At 65.9% G+C, this 16,171-nt stretch carries 21 protein-coding genes; 11 read left to right on the forward strand and 10 right to left on the reverse strand.

Features of this window, described 5'->3' with window-relative positions:
- Entirely contained in the window at positions 1–1,326 is a 1,326-nt protein-coding gene (locus BLT59_RS20640; RefSeq protein ID WP_091784905.1) for an MFS transporter, read from the reverse strand.
- A gap of 174 nt (positions 1,327–1,500) precedes the next feature.
- Here BLT59_RS20640 and BLT59_RS20645 point away from each other — a divergent pair, with 174 nt between their 5' ends.
- On the forward strand, positions 1,501–2,205 hold the full coding sequence (locus tag BLT59_RS20645) for an IclR family transcriptional regulator (protein ID WP_091784708.1): 705 nt from the start codon (positions 1,501–1,503) through the stop codon (positions 2,203–2,205).
- Between the two features lie 261 nt (positions 2,206–2,466).
- On the opposite strand, the gene BLT59_RS20650 is transcribed toward BLT59_RS20645, so the two are convergent.
- Positions 2,467–2,895 carry a response regulator gene (locus tag BLT59_RS20650; RefSeq protein ID WP_244514075.1) on the reverse strand — a complete coding sequence of 143 codons (429 nt, stop codon included), beginning with the start codon at positions 2,893–2,895 and terminating at the stop codon, positions 2,467–2,469.
- Between the two features lie 507 nt (positions 2,896–3,402).
- Between BLT59_RS20650 and BLT59_RS20655 the strand changes: the two genes are divergently transcribed.
- Positions 3,403–3,930: a tyrosine-type recombinase/integrase gene (locus BLT59_RS20655; RefSeq protein ID WP_244514084.1), complete on the forward strand. Its 528-nt coding sequence runs from the start codon at positions 3,403–3,405 to the stop codon at positions 3,928–3,930.
- Between the two features lie 253 nt (positions 3,931–4,183).
- On the opposite strand, the gene BLT59_RS20660 is transcribed toward BLT59_RS20655, so the two are convergent.
- A complete protein-coding gene (locus BLT59_RS20660) occupies positions 4,184–4,936 on the reverse strand; it encodes a GntR family transcriptional regulator (protein WP_091784714.1) in 753 nt (250 codons plus the stop codon).
- Positions 4,937–5,102: 166 nt separating this feature from the next.
- Here BLT59_RS20660 and BLT59_RS20665 point away from each other — a divergent pair, with 166 nt between their 5' ends.
- The 9 genes from BLT59_RS20665 to BLT59_RS20705 all read left to right on the forward strand — a co-directional run bounded on the left by BLT59_RS20665 (position 5,103) and on the right by BLT59_RS20705 (position 12,572).
- Complete coding sequence (locus tag BLT59_RS20665; RefSeq protein ID WP_091784718.1) at positions 5,103–6,527, forward strand: MFS transporter; 1,425 nt, start codon at positions 5,103–5,105, stop codon at positions 6,525–6,527.
- A gap of 371 nt (positions 6,528–6,898) precedes the next feature.
- Positions 6,899–7,690, forward strand: a complete 792-nt coding sequence (locus BLT59_RS20670) for a sterol desaturase family protein (protein ID WP_091784721.1) — start codon at positions 6,899–6,901, stop codon at positions 7,688–7,690.
- 63 nt (positions 7,691–7,753) lie between these two features.
- A complete protein-coding gene (locus tag BLT59_RS20675; RefSeq protein ID WP_091784723.1) occupies positions 7,754–8,143 on the forward strand; it encodes a hypothetical protein in 390 nt (129 codons plus the stop codon).
- A gap of 28 nt (positions 8,144–8,171) precedes the next feature.
- Complete coding sequence (locus BLT59_RS20680) at positions 8,172–8,390, forward strand: hypothetical protein (protein ID WP_091784726.1); 219 nt, start codon at positions 8,172–8,174, stop codon at positions 8,388–8,390.
- Positions 8,387–8,683, forward strand: a complete 297-nt coding sequence (locus BLT59_RS20685) for a DUF6166 domain-containing protein (RefSeq protein ID WP_091784729.1) — start codon at positions 8,387–8,389, stop codon at positions 8,681–8,683. The genes BLT59_RS20680 and BLT59_RS20685 overlap by 4 nt, the downstream gene beginning before the upstream one ends.
- A gap of 79 nt (positions 8,684–8,762) precedes the next feature.
- Positions 8,763–9,662, forward strand: coding sequence for a 3-methyl-2-oxobutanoate hydroxymethyltransferase (gene panB, locus BLT59_RS20690; RefSeq protein WP_091784732.1), 900 nt, complete (start codon positions 8,763–8,765; stop codon positions 9,660–9,662).
- A 77-nt stretch (positions 9,663–9,739) separates the two neighbouring features.
- The gene (locus BLT59_RS32180; RefSeq protein ID WP_280141064.1) at positions 9,740–9,865 is read left to right on the forward strand and encodes a hypothetical protein; all 126 of its coding nucleotides are present in this window, start codon (positions 9,740–9,742) and stop codon (positions 9,863–9,865) included.
- A gap of 147 nt (positions 9,866–10,012) precedes the next feature.
- Positions 10,013–11,593 carry a tyrosine-type recombinase/integrase gene (locus tag BLT59_RS20695; protein ID WP_175544082.1) on the forward strand — a complete coding sequence of 527 codons (1,581 nt, stop codon included), beginning with the start codon at positions 10,013–10,015 and terminating at the stop codon, positions 11,591–11,593.
- Positions 11,594–12,014: 421 nt separating this feature from the next.
- The gene (locus BLT59_RS20705; protein WP_091784743.1) at positions 12,015–12,572 is read left to right on the forward strand and encodes a metallophosphoesterase family protein; all 558 of its coding nucleotides are present in this window, start codon (positions 12,015–12,017) and stop codon (positions 12,570–12,572) included.
- A gap of 320 nt (positions 12,573–12,892) precedes the next feature.
- Here BLT59_RS20705 and BLT59_RS20710 read toward each other — a convergent pair whose 3' ends face one another.
- The 7 genes from BLT59_RS20710 to BLT59_RS20740 form a co-directional block, all read right to left on the reverse strand.
- Complete coding sequence (locus BLT59_RS20710) at positions 12,893–13,273, reverse strand: hypothetical protein (RefSeq protein ID WP_091784746.1); 381 nt, start codon at positions 13,271–13,273, stop codon at positions 12,893–12,895.
- Positions 13,274–13,393: 120 nt separating this feature from the next.
- A complete protein-coding gene (locus BLT59_RS20715; RefSeq protein ID WP_091784749.1) occupies positions 13,394–13,639 on the reverse strand; it encodes a hypothetical protein in 246 nt (81 codons plus the stop codon).
- A complete protein-coding gene (locus tag BLT59_RS20720) occupies positions 13,639–14,001 on the reverse strand; it encodes a hypothetical protein (RefSeq protein WP_091784752.1) in 363 nt (120 codons plus the stop codon). Before BLT59_RS20720 ends, BLT59_RS20715 begins: the two co-directional genes overlap by 1 nt.
- Positions 14,002–14,073: 72 nt before the next feature.
- Positions 14,074–14,502: a DUF6011 domain-containing protein gene (locus BLT59_RS20725; RefSeq protein ID WP_091784756.1), complete on the reverse strand. Its 429-nt coding sequence runs from the start codon at positions 14,500–14,502 to the stop codon at positions 14,074–14,076.
- 103 nt (positions 14,503–14,605) lie between these two features.
- A complete protein-coding gene (locus BLT59_RS20730) occupies positions 14,606–14,845 on the reverse strand; it encodes a hypothetical protein (RefSeq protein ID WP_091784759.1) in 240 nt (79 codons plus the stop codon).
- Positions 14,842–15,753, reverse strand: a complete 912-nt coding sequence (locus BLT59_RS20735; protein ID WP_091784762.1) for a DNA cytosine methyltransferase — start codon at positions 15,751–15,753, stop codon at positions 14,842–14,844. The genes BLT59_RS20730 and BLT59_RS20735 overlap by 4 nt, the downstream gene beginning before the upstream one ends.
- Positions 15,753–16,019 (reverse strand): hypothetical protein, encoded by a 267-nt coding sequence (locus BLT59_RS20740; protein ID WP_091784765.1) that lies wholly within the window; start codon positions 16,017–16,019, stop codon positions 15,753–15,755. The genes BLT59_RS20735 and BLT59_RS20740 overlap by 1 nt, the downstream gene beginning before the upstream one ends.
- Between the last annotated feature and the right edge of the window lie 152 nt (positions 16,020–16,171).

Here is a 16,171-nt window from a genome sequence, read left to right on the forward strand (position 1 = left end):
TCAGGCCGGGAGCGCGGCCGGCAGCGCAGCCCGGCGGACCTGCCGGCCGAAGGCCAGCATCGTCAGCGCGCCGACGAGCAGGATGCCTCCGACCATGAGGAGCGGCGCGGTGAACCCGCCCGAGAGGTCGCGGACGAGGCCGATCAGGTAGGGGCCGGCGAAGCCGCCGAGATTGCCGATCGAGACGATCATCGCGATCCCGCCCGCCGCCGCGCGTCCGGTGAGGAAGCCCGAGGGCACGGCCCAGAAGGTCGCCACGAAGGAGGTGATGCCCATCACCGCGACGCATAGCGCCGCGATGGTGAGGAGCGGCGTCGGAGTCAGGGCGCTCGCAACCAGCGCAGCGGCGCCCACAAACAGGGAGATGGCCGGGTAGATCGTCCGGTCGCGGCCCCGGTCGGACAGGCGGCCCCACACCACCATCGCCACAGCGCCGGAGAGGTAGGGGACGGCCGTCACGACCCCGACGAGCGAGGTCGCGAGCCCGAGCTGCTTGATGATCTGCGGCAGCCACAGGCCGATGCCCAGCGAGCCGATAATGGCGCAGAAGTTGACCGCCGCCAGTGTCAGCGCCCGCCAGTTCCGCAGGGCCTGGGCCAGGGTCATCGGATGCTTCTTCTCGATGGCGGCCTTCTCCTCGGCGAGCTTGGCGACAAGCACGTCGCGCTCGGCGGGCGTGAGCCACTGCGCCTTCTCCGGCCGATCGGTGAGGACGAAGAGGCAGACGATGCCGAGAACCACCGCCGGCAGGGCTTCGAGGATGAGGAGCCACTGCCATCCGGCGAGGCCGAAGCCCTCGACCTGCACCAGCGCGCCGGATATCGGCGAGCCGATGATGTTGGCGGCCGGAATCCCGAGGAGGAACAGCGCGGTGGCGCGCGCCCGCACCGCCGAGGGGAACCACAGGCTGAGATAGAGGAACACGCCGGGCACGAACCCCGCCTCGCCGAGGCCGAGAAGGAACCGCGCGATCCCGAACTGGATCGGGCCGGTCACGAAGGCGGTCGCCGCCGAGACGAGACCCCAGGTGATCATGATCCGGGCGATCCAGAGCCGGGCTCCGACGCGCATCATGATCAGGTTGCTGGGGATCTCGGCGAGGAAGTAGCCGAGGAAAAACAGCCCCGCGCCGATGCCGAACGACGTCGCGGTGAGCCCGATATGGGCGTTCATCGTGAGCGCGGCGAAGCCGACATTCACGCGGTCCAGGTAGCTGACCACGTAGCAAACGAAGAGGAACGGCAGGATCCTCCGCATCATCTTGCGGTGGAGGTTTCGCTCGTCGAGCGCCTGGGCCGGAGCCGGGGCCTGTTGCCCTTGCGCCATGACGTCCACTCCCGAATCGGCATTTTTGAAACGTCGTTTCGTTTTCAGTCGGCCAAACATAGGCGGCTGTCAACGACGCCTTGGGCAAGGCCGCGTCACGGCTTGGTGAGCGGAAGGCGCTTGGTTATGGATCGGTCGTCCCGAACTCCACGAAACCGGAACGAGTGCGAAGCGATGGCGAAGGAGGCGCGCGCGCGACCCAACCTCGAGGGTGTGGCTGCGGCCGATCGGGTGCTGACCGTGCTGACGGCGTTCCGGCGCGGAGACGACGCCCTCGAACTCTCCGAGCTCGCCCGCCGCACGTCGCTCGTGAAGAGCACGATCATGCGGCTCTGCATCTCGCTGGAAAAGTTCGACCTGATCGAGCGCTTGAATGACGGGCGCTACCGCCTGGGCGTCGAGGCTGCTCGGATCGGTTCGGTCTACCAGCAGTCCTTTGCCCTGGAGGATCGGATCGTCCCCGTCCTGGAGCGGCTCGCGGCCGAGTCCCTGGAGACGGCTTCGTTCTACATCCGCCGGGGCAATCAGCGGCTGTGCCTGTTCCGGGCGGACTCGCCCTTGCCGCTCCGGATGGATGTCCGCCCCGGCGATATGCGGCCGATGGACGAGTCCGCGATTGCCCGGGTTTTGAGGACCTTCAGCGACCGAAGGGCTTCGGACCGGGCGGCGATCGAGATGCCACTCTATTCCTGCGGCATCACCGACCCTCATGTCGCATCAATTGCGATGCCGGTGTTCGGGACGGAGCAGAGGCTGATTGGTGCTCTCGCCCTGTCGGGTCCAGCATCTCGGCTGACATTGGAACGAGCCGAGACCCTCAAGTCGCGGCTCCGTGAGGCTGGTGAACGCCTCTCGTCTGAACTTCGGGCACAGCTTTAACGAGATTTGCAGCCTAACCGGTCGGCTCACCAGGCGCGCTCTACCACTTTGATGTCTGTGCCACTAACGTCTGCCTACTTAACAAAATGAGCAGCAAGCAGAAATTCCGCTTACGGTCACTTTTTGCAGTCGTGAGTGGCTCGGTGAACGTCCCAGATGGGTGGTTTTGCGACGGTCCACTATCGAGCGAGAGTTCTCAGAAGCCGACATCGCCACGGCTAAGCTAACGGGGTTCAGACCTCGCCGGCATGAAAGCAGGGGTTACGTTTTGTCCGGCTCTGTCGTGGGAGCGGCAATAGCTCCCATGCCGTTGCCCACCTCCGTTCCGGTGTGGGGCGGTACACCGCCCGGGAGTACGGGAGCGCCTGATGGCTCGTCCTGCACCTGTGCGAGACCAGCTTCCACTTCGTGGATGAGTTCTGCAAAGTCGTAGGGCTTGCTGAGCAGGCGCACGCCCGGCGGCAAATCCTCCTGAAGATACGCTCCGGCCCCTGAGGTGACGACGATGCCAACACCGGGCCAACGGTGATGAACGAGGTGGGCGAGGGCAACACCATCGCCCACGATGCCGCGTCCCGTAATCAGCATGCTGACCGTGATCGATCCTTCGAGAACCGCCAGCGCCTCGACGGCTGTGCGGACCTCTACAGTCTGGAAGCCAGCATCCTCCAGCATGTCGGCCGTGACCATACGGACGACCTCGTCAGCCTCCGTAATGAGGATGGCTAAGGGTCTGCTGTCAGCCAAAACCGTGCTCCGCGTGATCAGGCCGGGAGCGCTCGCTGCTCTCAGGCACTGACGGCCGATACCGAAGCCAGTGATGATCCCTTATGCGCTATCTATCCGCCGAGCGCGATGACCCTGGGTTGTGGCAGCTCGCCACTTAACGGCGCATCCTGGTACGGCCGCTTTCCACCTCGAACCAAAGTCGCAGGACGAATGGCAAATGACCGCTTATGGGAAACGCCCATGGCGCTTTGGACGGCTGGGTTGGGTCGGATGCGGAATGTCCGCATATGCTCACCCTGATCTCCAGGGCTCGTCTCAGATGTCTCCTCGCTCCGTCGGCATGAGTCGGCGAGGAGACAGACAATGGGACACTCCCTACACGATCCCGCCATCAAAGGGCGGCCGGCCTGGAACGCCGGCCGCAAGCTTGGGGTCTAGCGAGCCCTCAAGCCTCAGCAGGTCTGGGTCATCCGGTTCTGGCTCGATCGCGAACGCCGCACGCGTGACCGGGCGATGTTCGATCTTGCCATCGACAGCAAGCTGCGCGGATGCGACATCGCCAAACTCAAGATTGGCGCTCTTGTCAGCGGTGGTCGCGTCCGTAGCCGGGCCATCGTCATCCAGCGCAAGACCGCGCGGCCGGTGCAGTTCGAACTGCTCGAACTTGCCCGCACCAGCATCCTGGCATGGCTTGAGGCCAGGGGCGGTACACTCGACGACTATGCCTTCTTAAGCCGGCTCGACGACGTGACGCACATAAGCACTCGTCAGTATGCGCGCTTGGTCAATGAGTGGATCACGGGCATCGGGCTGCGAAGTGAGGACTACCGAACCCATTCCTTGCGTCGCACGAAGGCGTCGTTGATCTACAAGCGGACCGGCAACCTGCGCGCCGTCCAGATTCTGCTCGGCCATACCAAGATTGAGAGTACGGTCAGGTACCTCGGTGTCGACGTTGAGGATCCTCTGACCCTGGCCGAAGGGACTGAGATTTGAGTGTTTGGCCCCTCGGCTTCTGTGTCGAGGGGCTTCGAAACCAGCCCGGCAGCAAAGCGCCCGTTGCCGCCGTCTGAGCATGTTCGGCAGCGTCCGAGAAGCGGACATCCAGCACGAAGCTTTTCACTACTTTGGCGCAAGTGTTCATGAGGGTGGCGCCAATATGCTGGGCGGCTGGTCCAGATTTCTGACGCATCAACGAATATAACAAGCGCGATATCCGGTTCGGTCAGCGCTGTCGAAACGACGCGGATCAAAGATCCAAGGTCTTGCGAGCAAAGCTCTCGATGTAGTCGACGAGCTTGTCTGAGGCGGCGCCGGCGGCATCGACGTCGCGTCGGGCAACCGCTTCGCAGACATCGGCGTGGAGATTGGCGGTCAGCGGCAGATCGGCCGCCTGCTTGTAGTGCTGGTACCAGAAACGCCGTGACAGGCCCGCCATGCTCTCCAAGGAGCGCACCGCGAACTCGTTGCGCGATGCCGTTGCGATCAGGTCGTTGAATTGACGGTCCAAGCGCATGAACGCCAGGTCGTCCGACGCCGAGGCCGCCTCGCGCATGTCCTGCGCAATGCCCGCGAAGACTTCCCGCTCCTCCTTCGTGGACCGCTCCGCAGCCAGGCGCGCGATCAAGCGCTCCAGGACGCGCCGGGTCTCCAGCAGGCGCAGCTGCGTGCGTACGTTGATGTCGGAGACAAGGATGCCGCGCCGCGGCATAACAACCACAAGACCGTCGCGAGCGAGACGCTGTAGCGCCTCACGGATGGGGGTACGGCCAATCCCGAGACGCTGGACCAGGTTCTGCTCGCCCAGCACCATGCCGGGCGGGAGCACAAGCGTCGTGATCATCTCCTCCAGCTGCTGGTAGGCTTTGTCCGTCAGCGTCAGGTCGGGCAAATCCTCTTGGCCAGCCGGCCCGTCGGGCGACCCCTTCGCGGCCTTCCTCGCCCTCTTCTCACCACGCTCCGCGGCACGGACCGACGTCGTCTTACCGGTCACGAAGTTCATCGACGACGCCCCTCTGCCCTGCCCAGCTCGCTCGACGCTGCCTAGCCTCAGTGCATGGGGCGGGGCACTTCCCTGCGCAAGTGCATACGTCTGATATATCTTGCGCTGATTAGAAATATCCTGCAAAAACACGGCGCGCATACTAAACGACACAGGGAGGCAAGGAATGGTAGGGCAGATTGCGATACCCGCCGGCGATGTGCTGCCGGAGCGGGCCACAACCGAGATCCCCGCCCGCGTCGCGGCCGGGTCAAGCGCAGTGATCGCGGCCCGGCTTGAGCGCCTGCCGATGACCCAGTTCCAACGCAACATCTTTCTCATCATCGCGACGGCTTGGTTCTTCGACTCGATCGACCTCGGCTCGCTCACCTTCCTCCTCGGATCAATCAAGACCGAGTTCGGCCTCTCGACGGCTCAGGCCGGGCTCCTGTCGAGCATGAGCTTCATCGGCATGTTCGCTGGCGCGGCGCTTTCAGGAATGCTTGCCGACCGCTTCGGCCGGAAGCTCGTCTTCCAGATCAGCATGGTGTTCTGGGGCTTAGGCAGCGCGTGGTGCGCCTACGCGCCGGACGCGACCATGCTCGGCTACGCCCGCCTGCTCCTCGGCTTCGGCATGGGCATGGAGTTCCCGGTGGCCCTAGCCATCGTCTCGGAGTTCCTGCCGACAGATAAGCGCGGCCGTTACCTTGCCATCATGGAGGGCTTCTGGCCGCTGGGCTTCATCGCGGCGGGCTGCCTCAGCTACGTCCTGTTAAGCTATTTCGACTGGCGGGCGGTCTTCCTGGCGCAAGCAGTGCCGGCCCTGTTCCTGTTCGTGATCCGTTTCCTGGTGCCGGAATCGCCACGCTGGCTGGCCGATCGGGGCCGGTACGATGAGGCTGACCGCGTGATGGCGACCATCGAGACGAAGGTGGCCGCGCACCTCGACGGGCGCTCGCTGGCTGAGCCGAAGGTCCTGCCTGAGCAGGTACAGGGCGAACGTCGCTTTTCCTTCCTCGAACTCTGGAGCCCAGGCTACGCCAGTCGCACGGTCATGATCTGGCTGACATGGTTCTTCGCACTGCTGGGCTTCTACGGGCTCACCACCTGGCTCGGTGCCCTGCTGCAGGATGCGGGCTACAGCGTCGCCAAGTCCGTGACCTACACCATCCTCATCTCGCTCGCGGGCATTCCCGGCTTCATCGCCTCAGCCATCCTCGTCGAGCGCTGGGGTCGCAAGCCGACGGCTGTCCTGATGCTGCTCGGCAGCGCGGTGGCGGCCTACCTGTACGGGCATTCCCCGAGCTTTACCTGGCTGATCGCCTTCGGGCTGATGATGCAGTTCTTCCTGTTCGGGATGTGGTCGGTCCTCTACGCCTACACGCCCGAGCTGTACCCGACCCGCGCCCGTGCAACGGGGGCCGGTTGCGCCTCCGCGATCGGCCGCGTCGGCTCGCTCATCGGGCCGTACGTCATCGGCATCATCCTGCCTACCCTTGGCCACGGCGGCGTCTTCGCCCTGGGCGCCGGCTCCTTCGTCATCGCGGCGGCGAGCGTCGGCATCCTCGGCATCGAGACCAAGGGCAGGTCGCTCGAAGCGATCTCGCACTGAGCCTACTGGCGGGAATGCGGGTGACCCGCACTCTCGCCGCCTCAACGGAACTGGTACACTGCTGTTGACATCTGATATATCAATGATATCCTGCAGGCAACAAATTGGGTGGGGCGGAATGTGACAGGCGTCACGCATCACTGATGAGGGTCGGCATCGTCCCATCTGCCGGGAGTGCGGCGGATCCCCTGCCGGCAGGCCCGCGACCCCGTCCGTCCCGCCGCCAAGCTTGGGCCGCCTTCGAAGCCGACGGCGGCTGACAAGACCGTCCTTTTCCCGCACACCGTGGCGGTGATGGCGTTCTACTGAACATCTTCGATCAAGCGGCTGCGGCGGCCACAATCAGCGATATCGAACAAGGGAGAAGCTCAATGGAACTCGCAGTCACCAAGATGAGCGAGCGGCAGAAAAACTACCGAGCTAATTACCGGCAGCGCGTTGCGGGGTGGTACAACGGCTTCCTACACATCGCCATCATCTACACCATTGGCCTGACGGCATTATACATCTACATTTCTAACATCAAGGCGCCGACCTGGGCGGAGCTCGCCACGGTGCCGGTCGTCTTCTTGTTCTGCAATTTCTTCGAGTGGTGGCTGCATCGCTACGTTATGCATCGGCCGCAGAGCAATCCGATCGGCCGCGCCGTCTACAATCGGCACACGCTCCAGCATCACCAGTTCTTCACCGATCACGAGATGCGCTTCGCCGACCATCGCGACTACCGGGTGACGTTCTTTCCGCCCTACGCCCTGGCGACCTTCACACTGATGTCGATCCCCGGCGCCATCGTGCTCGGCAACGTGTTCACGCCGAACGTCGGTTGGCTGTTCATCACGACGACGACCAGCATCTACATGATCTACGAGTTCATGCACTTCTGCTGCCACGTCGAAGACAACTGGTTTGTCCGAAACATGCCGTTCATCAACACGAACCGCCGGCACCACACCGCCCATCACGACCAGTCGATCATGATGGAGCGCAACATGAATCTCACCTTCCCGATCATGGACTGGTTGTTCGGCACCTCGGACCTCAACCGTGGCCTGCTCGGCACGCTCTTCAATGGTTACGACACCCGTCACGTGAAGACCGACATGCGCAAGACGTCCCGCACGCCTGGAGCTGCCGAGCCCGGCGCGATGCAGCCGGCCGAGTAAGCCCCCGCCACACGCGACATGCGGCGCCGACGCGGTGCCGCCCCGACATTTGGGAGGTCCTCCATGAGCATGATCGAACCGAACGTCACCGCCCTCACATGGTTCGCCCTCTTCGCCGGCGTCGCCAGCGTCGGCTTCTACGTCCTCACGGGCATGTTCCCGCTCGAAACCCGCCCTGACCTGAAGGGCCGACCGCTCGGTCTGCTGCTGCTGGCGGTCAACGTCGTGCTGCTGCTGGCATTGGTCGGCGGTGGCTTAGCCTACGGTGCCGCCAACCTGCGTTGGACGAGCCTCATCATTGTGGGCGGTCTGGCCGTCCTGTTCGCTCCGGGCCTGTTCAACGTCTGGCCCCAGCGTTGGCGTGACGGCCTGGCCGGCCTCGCCATCGTGCTGGCCGGCCTGGGCGGGGCGCTCGGCCTGCTCCAGCGGGTCGGCTCCGTCTTCACCCTGTAAGAACAACCACCGACCCGGGAGGAGTCCAATGCCGTTTCCGATCAAGTTCGGCTTGTCCGTCGCCGTCGCCTTGGCCGCGCTCGCGGGGTGGTTCTACATGGGCTACCTTGGTCAGACCGGCCCACAATGGGCCGTGGCGTTCCTCGGCCCCTTCATGGTGGTCAGCCTCTGGATTTTCCCAGAAGTGATGCGCTCCCGCTCCGACGGTCGCACGCCGCGCCACCAGATGAGGGAGGCGCGGTCGTGAACAAGGTCTACGCGGGGGACCGGACCATCGACGGGATCGTCGTCACGGTCGACGGCAAGCCGCTTCCGGACAGGACGGATGCGAGGCGCTACTCCCGCAATGGATTCGAGTGGAGCTACGAGGGACCCGAGCCTTCGCAACTGGCTTACGCGATGCTGGTCGACCACCTCGGTGACACGGCCGAGGCGGAACGGCTTCAACCGCAGTTCATGCGCAGTGTCGTGGCCAACTTCCAGAACGAGTGGGAGATGACGACGGCCGACATCGACCGCGTCCTGCAGCGCCTGCGCTAGGCGATCACCGCGGGCTCGAACCGAAGTCGTAGGCCGGGCTCAGCCGCCTCGACCAACAAACAAGTCTGGAGGGGCAGTCATGAGCGCGGCAACGGCGAAATCTCCGAACGAGCCGACCAAGAAGGCCGGCAAGCGGACAATTCTCGACATTCGCGCCGCGAAGCAGACGGGCGAGAAGTTCGTCTACATGTCCGTACCGGACTACACCTCCGCTCGGTGGGCGGAGATGGCGGGTGTCGATGTTGCTGTCGTCGGCGATAGTCTCGCCATGGTCGCACACGGCCATGCCAGCACGATACCCGCGACGATGGACATGATGATCCTTCATGCGGGCGCAGTACGGCGTGGTGCGCCAGACACCTTCGTGCTCGGCTGCATGCCCTACCAGAGCTACAACACGGTCGACCGAGCCCTCACGAACGCCACGCGATTCATGCAGGAGGCGCTCTGTGACGCGGTGAAGCCGCAGGGCGGCAGGAGCCAGGCCCATGTTCTCAGGGCTCTCGTCGACGCCGGGATCCCGACGGCGTCGCACATCGGGCTGACACCGCACACCATCGCCAACTTCGGCGGCTTTAAGATCCAGGGTCGCACCGCCGAGGCTGCGATGAAGATCCTGGAGGACGCCCTGGCTATCGAGGACGCTGGCTGCTTCATGCTGGAATTTGAGGCCGTGCCGGCCCCGATTGCCAAACTGATCTCCGAGCAGCTCACGATCCCCACCATCGGCATAGGTGCCGGCGCTGGTTGCGACGGCCAGATCCTGCTCGCCTACGATCTGCTGGGCGTCTTCACGGATTTCAAGCCGAAGTTCACGAAACGCTACGCGAACCTCACCGAGGTCGCGGTGACCGGCATCCGCAGGTACGTCGAGGAGGTCAAGACCATGACCTTCCCCGACGACGACCACTCATACCGTGTCGATCCAGCAGAGTACGAGAAGTTCCAGAAACTGATTGAGGGGCGAAAGCACGTTTGAACCCTCGACAGGCGCGGCCACAGTGCATGAAGTCGCGCGCCGGCTCGTTAGACGAGTTCCTGCGAACGTGACCGGGCATGCCCAGCCTCATGCCGCAGGTTGCGGCACAAGTCACTGAAGAGATGGAAAGAATGGATGGAGCGGGCGATCGGGATCGAACCGACGACATTCAGCTTGGGAAGCTGACCGAACACTTGAAATGACCTGAAATCCAATGGCGAACCGTTAACCAAAACGCCCCGAACCACAACAAAAACATGGGGTTAGGAATACGGCGGAGTCGTATGCCCTTGCCAGCAGGCCCCGAGGTAGTTGTTGTATCAGCCGTTGTATCAGGGGCGCGGACGGGCATGGCGACGAGGAACGACTACACCCGCGAGCGGCGCCGGCTCAACGCCGATGACCTGAAGCGCGCCAGGGGAATGGTCGCCGGGTCCCGCGTCCCGGGGCGAGGTCTGGAGTGGGCCGACACCGAGGAGCGCGGGCTTGCGCTGCGGGTCCTTCCGCTCGGCGCGACTTGGTACCTGCGCATGCGGACGACGACCATGCGCCTCGGCACCGCCGACGAGCTCACCGTCCCGGCTGCGCGAGAGGCGGCTGCCCGGGCGAAGCTCGCCCTCAAGGACGGGCGCGACCCGCGCTCCGACCTCAAGCTCTACCGGGATGCCCTGGAGCAGTCTGCCGGCGACGTCGAGGCCGCCGTCGGTGCCGCCTTCGACTACGAGGTGCTGCCCGACGACGCGGCGCACCGGAGGCTGCACGGGCCTTGGACCTGGGACGACCTCGTCGAGGAATTCCTGGCGGCGAAGCTGCCCAAGCTGAAACCGGCGTGGGCGAGCCAGTACCGCACCCACCTGACCTACCCGGCGTTCCGCCGCATCGGGCACTGGCACCTGCACCAGCTCGACGTCGAGGTCCTTGAGGAGGTCAGGGACGAAATCGAGGCCGCGACGTCCCCATCATCGGCCGCCCGGGCCGTCAGGCAGACGAAGGCGGCGCTCGATTGGGCCTGGCGGTTCAAGCGTCGGCAGAGCCAGCTCGGCAAGGTGCCCTGGTGGGAATCCTTCGACATCGAGTACGCGTCCGGGACCCGGGACCACGTGCCGACGCTGGCCGAGCTCGGGCGCACGCTCACCCTGGCGGAGCGGTACCGTGTCCTCGGCTCGACCGACCAGGAGACAAGCCCCGGCACGCTGGCGGCACTGTGGGCCACGGTTCTGACGGCGCAACGGACCGGTGCCCTCGGTGGCACACGCCTCGACCGCGTCATCCCGATGCCGGGCCGTCCCGACTGGCAGGTCTGGACCTGGAGCGCCGATGACATGAAGGGTGGCAAGGATCCCCGCCCGCACGCGCTGCCGGTCCCGCCCTCGGCGCTGGAGATTCTCGCCCGGTTCGAGGACCCGGACACGGACAGCGCCTATCTGTTTCCGTCCCGGCAGTCGGGCCGGCACGTCACCAGCGAGGGCATCGCCGGCTTGCTCGACCGCCTCCAAGGAAAGAGCAAGCCGAGCCGGAAGCCGAAGGACGGCGGCGAGCGCAAGCCGCGGACCCCGCGCGTCAACCTGTTCGAGAAGCATGGCATCAGGCCGTGGGTCCCGCACGACACCCGCCGTTCTCTGGGCAGCTACCTCGACGACGAGGACCTCGGCGGCGCCGGCAGCGCCATCCTCGCGCACAAGACCGGGAAAAAGGATGACGAGCACGCGCGGTTGGAAGACGTGACCCGGAAGGTCTACGCAAAGGCGCAGCGCCTCGACCTGAAGGCCCGCGGCATGGAGCCTTGGGTCGCCGCCGTCATCGCTGCTTACGAGCGGGAGAAGGCCGCCCTCGACCGTGCCGCCGAGGCCGAAGCGCGCCGGGCCGAGCCGAGCGCCATGGCGACATCCCGGGGCCGTTCGGCACGGACGAATCCCGCCGACCCGCGGTAGCGGCCGGAGGCCTCCATGAGGTCCTCAGCCATAGCGCGCATCAGGGCGTCGCGCTCCTCCGGTCCCGCATCCACGACGTCCTGAAAGCTCAGCATCGACCACTCCGTTCTTGAGAACGAAGTAGGAACATCTGTGACCAGTTCAACGGGGGCGGCCCTGCGTTCAAGTTATGCTGCTTCCGGGGCTCTTATGCGCAGAACATAACGGCATTCGTGCTTCCCGGGCGACCTTATGTGCAACCAGCGCGATGCCCAGGGATAACCCCGCCTTCGCCGTTGACCGCCTGAGTCCGCGCCCCGATCATCGCATCCTCACCAGCCGCACGAGGCCGACGTGAAACGCCGAATAGCGCTCCCCCCGACCGAAGGACCGACCCCCGGGGCGTGACGCGCGTGCGCAGCCCCCTCACGGAGGCTGCCCCATGACGACTTTCTTCTCCGCCGATTCCCACTTCGGCCACGCCGGCGTCCTCGCCATGTCGAGGCGTCCCTTCGCCTCCATCGAGGAGCACGACGAGGCTCTGGTCGCCGCCTGGAACGGTGTCGTCGGCCCGCGCGACGAGGTCTGGCACCTCGGTGACTTCGCCCTCGGGGCGAGCCCGGAGCGGTGCGCCGCCCTGTTCCGCCGGCTCCGGGGACGCAAGATCCTCGTCCGTGGCAACCACGACAAGCCGCGGGTCACAGACCTGCCCTGGCACGAGCAGCACGACCTCGTCTCGCGGAAGATCGAGGGCGTCCGGGTCGTCATGTGCCACTACCCGCTCAGGGCGTGGCCCGGCGTTTGGAGGGGGTCGATCCACCTGTTCGGGCACACCCACGGTTCCCTGCCGGACACCAGCCAAAGCTGCGACGTCGGCGTCGACCAGTGGGCCTACAGGCCTGTGACGCTGGGGGAGATCCAAGAGCGCCTCGCCGCCACGCCGGACATCCCAGAGGAGCGGCGGCTCGGTCAGGAAGGGGACGACGATGCCGAGGGGTGAGCAGGAGATCCCAGACGACTGCGTAACGTGCATCCGCTGCGGCTGGGTCAGCTTCGCGGTGACGCGGGCTGACGCCGAGGCGCATGTCGAGAAGCACAATCGCTGGAGGCTGGAGGAACCGAGCCGCCTGCGGCATTGGCCGACACCGGCGACGCTCGATGGCTACCGGTGCCGGGGATGCGGTCAATGGGGGCCGTACCGGCGGACCGTTCCCGGGGACTGCCCAACGGGGGCGACGCTCAACGCAGTCGTATGCGAACACGTCTGAAACGCGAAGGGCCCTGGCGTCACCACCGGGGCCCTCTCTCTATATACAGGGCTCACCCCCTGCTCGGGTGGCGCTCCCGTTCCGCCCGGGCCTTCCACTCAGTCTCGGCGGCGACGAGCTCGTCATGCCTGGCGCGGGTCTCGTCGGCGCGGTGGGCGTCCTCCAGGTAGGGGTGAATCCGGGCAGCCCCGCCGGCGCACTGTGCCGCCCGCAGCATCGCCACATGGGCCCGCTCATCCGGGGCCGTCGGCTCGACGCCATAGCCCCAGCGCGTCAGCGTCCGAGGCCGCGCGAGATCCTCCTCCGCGGCACGAATCGCCTCGTCGACCGCGCGGACCCGCGCCGCAGTTCGGGCGGCCTCCATCAGGGCCGGGTCGGTCTCGGCTACGGCCCGAGCGAGCGCCGAGGCCTGATCAGCCAGGACCTCCTGCACCGGGGCGTCAGCCGGCGGCGCTGGCGGGGATTCTGGGAGCGGCCGGGGGAGCGGAATGGAGGGCGCGGCAGGCTCCCCGGGCGACCGGCGGCAGGCGGGGCGTGAAAGCGGTGGCGGTCGTCATGCTCGGCGGCTCCTCTTCTCTTCCTCGATGGCGCGGCGGTGGGCGGCAGCCGCGGCGGCCGCCGTCGTCATGATCAGGTGCTGGTGGGCCCAGGCAGTCAGGGCCCCCTTCACCAGGGCCTTCGTGGGGAAGGCCCGTTTGCGCCAAGCGGCGCGGGCCGCCTCCAGGCTCGGATACCGGGAGACGGTCCGCCCGCTGGGGCGATGCACGATGACGTGCTCGACGGGCGGGCGGGTCGGCATCAGCCGAGTGCTCCCGCGTAGCTATAGGTGTCCGCGAAGAGCTCCCGGAACTCGCATGCCTTCATGCGCGGCAGGAACGAGCGAATGGTTTGCCGTGCCGACACCTTCGGGCCCTTGGCGTGAAACGGGCTGTCTGCCTGCTCCATCATCCCGCTGTCCCACTCGATGACCGCTGCGGCGAGGCGCAGCGCGTCCTCTGCGGTCGTCTCGTAGGAGAGCGGGATGGTGTATTCCCGCGCGGCCATGACGTGGACGATGCGGACGTACTCGCCGCCGACCTCGGCGAAACCGGTCGCGACGTCGACGTCGAAGGTATCAATGGGCAGGCTGTCGTCGAGGTTGAGGTTGACGGTGCGCTCCATGGCGCTCTCCTTTTTGCGAGGGATGCCTGTTTCAGGGCGCCACTGACTGCCTGGCGCGCGACGGGGGCATCGTCAGGCGGCCTTGGCGTTGAGGCTGGAGAGCGCCGCATCCCGGTCGCGCAGGTCGATGGGCGCGAATCCGGCGAACTGCCCGTCGCGGACCAGGAGCTCGTCCCAGACCCGTCGGCTGTCGCGGTAGATGACGCGCATGCCGGGACGGAGCAGGCCGGACCGCACGAGGTCGCCGATGACGCCCTCGGCGTCGTTCGTGACCGAGCGGCCGCCGAGGTCGAGGTCGGTCACGAGAATGACGTCGCCCTCGATCTCGACCTCGTAGTCCGACCGGGTCGTGAACAGGTCGCGCTCGGGCACGCCCCCGTTGGCCCGGCAGATGGGGCCCTTGCCGATCTTCACGCTGACGGCATCGGTCAGCGTGCGGCCGCAGAACGAGCAGTGCGTGGCTGGGTTGGCGTTCGTTCGGATGGTGAGCATCTGGGTCATGATGGGTCTCTGCGGTGCGGGAGGCTTTGCTTCCCAGGCAGCCCTGGTTGGGTGCGCCCTCCCGCAAGCGGGAGGAAGCCGAGCGTGACGCTCGGGGTCGTCGTTAGGCCGGCTCGTTCGGGTCGACCCATTCCATCGCCTTCTCAATCTGCTCGATGGCGGACCGAACGGCACTGATGACGTTGTACTCGGCGTTCTCGACGAAGCGCTGCAGCCGGACGTCCGCCCAGCGCTGGGAGCCGGCGCGGGCCTTGGCGGCGGTCAGGACGGCGGCGTAGCAGGCCCGCGTCTCCCGGGCGTCGAGCAGGGCAAGCTCGTCGACGAATCGCGAACGGTCGCTCATGCGGCATCTCCGAACAGGTCGGTCTGCGCGACCGCCGGAGCCCGAGGCGCCTTCTTCGCCCGGGTGGCGTTCTTGCGCTCGCGCTTGGCCTCAGCCTCAAGCGACCGGATGGTGGAGCCTCGCAGAGAAGCGCCGCGGTTCGGGCTGCCGTGGGCGACCCGCTTGAAGGCTTCGTACCCCTCGTAGCCGCCGGGCTCGACGAGCCGCTTGAACTTCTCCAGGACCGGCACCTCGTCGGGGTCCATCATGGTCGCAACTTCGGGGACCTCCTCCATGACGAAGGAGACAGGCTGCATCTCACGGATGAAGCGGGCGAACTCGTAGACGAGGTTGTTGCGGGGGTCGGAGATGTTCTGCTTGCCAGCCTTCGAGTACCCCTGGCAGGGCGGGCCGCCCGAGATGAGGTCGAGCTCCCCAAGCTGCATGCCGATAGCCTTGAGCACCCGCTCGGACGTCAGCTTGCGGACGTCGCCGATAAATAGATGGCTGACGCCGGCCACGCGCGCATCCTGCCCGCGAATCCAACCGGACCCGGCGACGAAGGTGGGGGTGCGGGCCAGCTTACCGTCCGCGACTACGTGACCGCCCTTCACGGTCAGGCCCGAGCGCCGGTACTCCTTCTCGATGTAGGTGGACGTGCGCTTCTCGTCCTCCGGGGTCACGAAGTGCATCGTGACGCTGCCGTACCGGCACAGGTTCATCGCGTAGGTCAGGGCCGCGAAGACCTCGTACTCAGCCGCGGCCACGACCTCATAGCCGGCCTGGATCAGGCCGAGGGACATGCCGCCGGCTCCGGCGAAGAAGTCCATCGCCTTCGGTCGCCGGCCGACGCGGGCGCGCTTCTCGGCGACGGCGCTGGGGAGGATCAGGCCCGTCGGGGCCCGGACGAAGTCGCGCTGCCCGAGCATCACAGGACCTCCGCGTGGAGCAGGGTAACAACGTCCCCGTCGTAAAGCGTCACGGTCTCGGGCTGGCGCGGCACGTAGCGGACCTCTCGGACCAGCCCGAGGCCCTCCAGGATTCGCGCGGCCGGCCCGCGGCGCCTGCGCACGACGTCGTTCACGTATGGGACGCTCAGGCCGTGCGCGGCCGCCCACGCCGTCTGGCCGCCTGCCTCGATGCAGGCGGCCCGGAGACGGCCGACGACTTCTTCCTCTGTCAGCGATGCGGCCATTTCCAGTCTCAGGCATGTTAAACTCAGTAGAGACTATGGACATTCCGTTGAAAAGCAAGATGCCATATTCCTTCGACATTCGGGGGATCGTAATTCGTAATTTGCAAATTGCAAATTACCAATTAGGTCAGCGAAAAAATTTTCGGCGAATC

The organism is Methylobacterium sp. UNC378MF (genome assembly GCF_900103195.1).
Lineage (GTDB): Bacteria > Pseudomonadota > Alphaproteobacteria > Rhizobiales > Beijerinckiaceae > Methylobacterium.